The organism is Streptomyces sp. SID5910 (assembly GCF_009862125.1).
Taxonomy (GTDB): domain Bacteria; phylum Actinomycetota; class Actinomycetes; order Streptomycetales; family Streptomycetaceae; genus Streptomyces.
Genome location: NZ_WWHX01000234.1, coordinates 1 through 3,549, shown reverse-complemented (window position 1 = coordinate 3,549; position 3,549 = coordinate 1). Strand labels below are relative to the sequence as shown.

Annotated in this window: 3 protein-coding genes and 1 pseudogene; all 4 read left to right on the top strand. The window is 73.8% G+C overall.

The window, feature by feature from the left end; genetic code table 11:
* Positions 1 to 144, top strand: a pseudogene (locus GTW67_RS08525) (ectoine/hydroxyectoine ABC transporter ATP-binding protein EhuA); the annotation flags it as partial.
* Between the two features lie 45 nt (positions 145 to 189).
* Positions 190 to 1,215: a transporter substrate-binding domain-containing protein gene (locus GTW67_RS08520; protein ID WP_161164201.1), complete on the top strand. Its 1,026-nt coding sequence runs from the start codon at positions 190 to 192 to the stop codon at positions 1,213 to 1,215.
* A gap of 59 nt (positions 1,216 to 1,274) precedes the next feature.
* The gene (locus GTW67_RS08515) at positions 1,275 to 2,021 is read left to right on the top strand and encodes a GNAT family N-acetyltransferase (protein WP_161164200.1); all 747 of its coding nucleotides are present in this window, start codon (positions 1,275 to 1,277) and stop codon (positions 2,019 to 2,021) included.
* Between the two features lie 237 nt (positions 2,022 to 2,258).
* Positions 2,259 to 3,464 carry an LLM class flavin-dependent oxidoreductase gene (locus GTW67_RS08510; protein ID WP_346010601.1) on the top strand — a complete coding sequence of 402 codons (1,206 nt, stop codon included), beginning with the start codon at positions 2,259 to 2,261 and terminating at the stop codon, positions 3,462 to 3,464.
* Positions 3,465 to 3,549: the final 85 nt, after the last annotated feature.

Genomic DNA, 3,549 nt, shown 5'->3' with positions numbered 1-3,549 from the left:
CACGAGATCGGCTTCGCCCGCGAGGTCGCCGACCGCGTCGTCTTCATGGACGACGGCCGGATCGTCGAACAGGGCCCGCCCGCCGAGGTGCTCGACGCCCCGCGGCACGAACGCACCCGGGACTTCCTCGCCAAGGTCCTCTGACCCCCCGCCCCTTCCTTCCCCTCCCTCCCAGCGACAAGGACAGCCATGCGCCACCACCTCTCCCTCTCCCGACGCGGTCTGCTCCGCGGCATCACGGCGGCCACCGCCGCGGCCGCCCTCGCCACCGGGCTCGCGGCCTGCGGCGGGGACAGCGACGCCGCCACCACGACCGACGCCGCGGGCACGGTGACGGTGGGCCGGCTGTCCAACGGCGCCGCGAAGGAGACCGCGCTGAAGGTCTCGGAGGTGAAGTCGATCAGCTCCCGCGTCCCCGCGTCGGTCCGCAAGAGCGGCAAGCTCGTCATCGGCGTCGGCGCCCTGCCCGACGGCTTCGCGCCGCTCGCGTACGTCGGCGACGACCAGAAGTCCCTCACCGGCGCCGAACCCGACCTGGCCCGGCTGGTCGCCGCCGTGCTCGGACTGGAGCCCGAACTGAAGAACTCCACCTGGGAGAACATGTTCGTCGGCATCGACAGCGGCCGCACCGACGTCGCCTTCGCCAACATCACCGACACCGAGGAGCGCAAGCGCAAGTACGACTTCGCCTCCTACCGCAAGGACGACGTCGGCTTCGAGGTGACGAAGAAGAGCACCTGGAACTTCGACGGCGACTACCGCAACCTCGCCGGGAAGACCGTCGCCGTCGACAACGGCACCAACCAGGAGAAGATCCTCCTGGAGTGGCAGGCGAAGCTGAAGCAGGAGGGCAAGCAGCTCACCGTCAAGCACTACGCCAGCAAGAGCAGCACCTACCTGGCGCTCACCGGCGGGAAGATCGACGCCTACCTCGCCGCCAACCCGGGCGTCGCCTATCACGTGACCCAGACCGCGAAGTCCCCCAACGCCACGCGCAGCGCGGGCACTTACTCCGGAGCCGGCGCCTCCCTCCAGGGTCTGATCGCGGCCACCACCAAGAAGGACAGCGGGCTCGCCCAGCCGATCGCGGACGCCATCGACCACCTGATCGAGAACGGCCAGTACGGGAAGTGGCTGGCCGCCTGGAACCTCACCAGCGAGGCCGTCGAGTCCTCCGAGGTCAACCCGCCCGGACTCCCGCTCGACAACTCCTGACGGCCCGTCACTACTCGCCCGCGCGCTCTGCCTCGGCCCTCGGAAAGGACCCCGCACCCGTGACCCAGCCGACCGTCCTGCGCGGTGACACGGCCCCGGCCGCCCCCGCCCCGCACCCCCTCGACAACGCCGCCTGGGCCGCCCTGACCGGCCCGCACGCCTCCCTCGCCGAACGCCTCGGCAAGGCGGCCCGCTACCCCTCGGACGTCGCCGTCTTCGCCGCCCTGGAAGACCCCGCCGACCCGGCCGCCTGGGCCGACCTGCACCGCCTCGTCGGCCCCGACACGCCGGTCGCGGTGCCCGGCGCGGCCACGATCCCCGAGGGCTGGCGGACCTCCGGCGGCGTACCCGGCGTCCAGCTCGTCGACACCGCGCTGCACGCCGAACCCGACCCCGAGGCCGTACGGCTCGGGCCCGCCGACGTCCCCGAGATCCTGGACCTGGTCGCCCGCACCCGGCCCGGCCCCTTCCTGCCCCGCACCGTGCTCCTCGGCACCTACCTCGGCATCCGGCACCAGGGCCGACTGATCGCCCTGGCCGGCGAACGCCTCCGGCTGCCGGGCTGGACCGAGATCAGCGCCGTGTGCACCGACCCGGACCACCGCGGCCGGGGCCTCGCCACCCGCCTGGTCCGCGCCGTCGCCGCGGGCATCCGGGAACGCGGCGACACCCCGTTCCTGCACGCCGCCGCGAGCAACACCCGGGCCATCGGGCTGTACGAGTCCCTCGGCTTCACGCTGCGCCGCCACACCGACTTCCGTGAGGTACGTACGCCGGGCGCGGCCGCCGTGCCGGGGGAGTGGTGACCTTCGGCGCGGGCAGGCCGGCGCGGCCCTCATGGCCCGCGAGGCCCGCGCGGCCCGTCCGGCGGGTGGAGACGAGGCCGGCACATGCTCCGGCCTCCGCCTCCGCCCGCCACCGCTCCCGGCCGCACGGCGACCCGCGGCGCGCGGCCGGCGCGTTCCGTCACCCCTGATCCGCCGCGCACCCCGCCCCTCCGGCGGGGCCCGCGTCTCCCTTCGGACGACCAGGAAGGCACACCCGTGTCCACCACTCCTCCCGCACCCCTGCACCTCGCCGTGGCCCTGGACGGCACCGGCTGGCACCCCGCCTCCTGGCGCGAGCCGGTCGCCCGCCCCACGGAACTGTTCACCGCCGCCTACTGGGCCGACCTCGTCGCCGAGGCCGAGCACGGCCTGCTCGACTTCGTGACCATCGAGGACGGCCTCGCCCCGCAGTCCTCGCACCTCCTCGGCCCGGACGAGCGCACCGACCAGGTCCGCGGCCGTCTCGACGCCGTCCTGATCGCGTCCCGCGTGGCGCCGCTGACCCGGAACATCGGGCTGGTGCCGACCGTGATCGCCACCCACACCGAGCCGTTCCACATCTCCAAGGCGATCGCCACGCTCGACTACGTCAGCACCGGCCGCGCCGGTCTGCGCGTGAAGATCTCCGCCCGCCCCGACGAGGCCGCCCACTTCGGCCGCCGGACCGCGCCGCGCATCGACGGCTACGAGAGCCCGGCCGCGCGCGAGCTGGTGACCGAGCTGTTCGACGAGGCCGCCGACCACGTCGAGGTGGTCCGGCGGCTGTGGGACAGCTGGGAGGACGACGCGGAGATCCGGGACGTGGCCACCGGCCGGTTCATCGACCGGGACAAGCTCCACTACATCGACTTCCGGGGCCCGCGGTTCAGCGTCAAGGGGCCCTCCATCACCCCCCGGCCCCCGCAGGGCCAGCCCCTGGTCACCGCTCTCGCCCACTGGACCGTGCCGTACCGGCTGGTCGCCCGGCAGGCCGACGTCGGCTACGTCACCCCGCACGACGCCGGCCAGGCACGGGAGATCGTCGCCGAGATCCGCGCCGAACAGGCGGCGGCCGGCCGTGCCACCGATCCGCTGCACGTCTTCGCCGACCTGGTGGTCTTCCTGGACGACGACCCGGCGGAGGCCCGCGCCCGCAAGGAGCGCCTGGACGAGCTCGCCGGTGAGCCGTACACGAGCGACGCCCGCGTCTTCACCGGTACGCCCGTCCAACTCGCCGACCTGCTGGAGGAGTTCGCGGCGACGGGACTGACCGGTTTCCGCCTGCGCCCCGCGGTCCTCGGTCACGACCTGCCGGCGATCACCCGCGGCCTGGTCCCCGAACTGCGGCGCCGGGGCCTCTTCCGCACCGCCTACGAGGCGGACACCCTGCGCGGACTGCTGGGACTCACCCGCCCCGCCAACCGCTACGCCACCACCGCCTGAGCCAGGAGGACACGACCCCCATGACCAAGCCCCTGAAGCAGATCCACCTGGCCGCGCACTTCCCCGGCGTCAACAACACCACCGT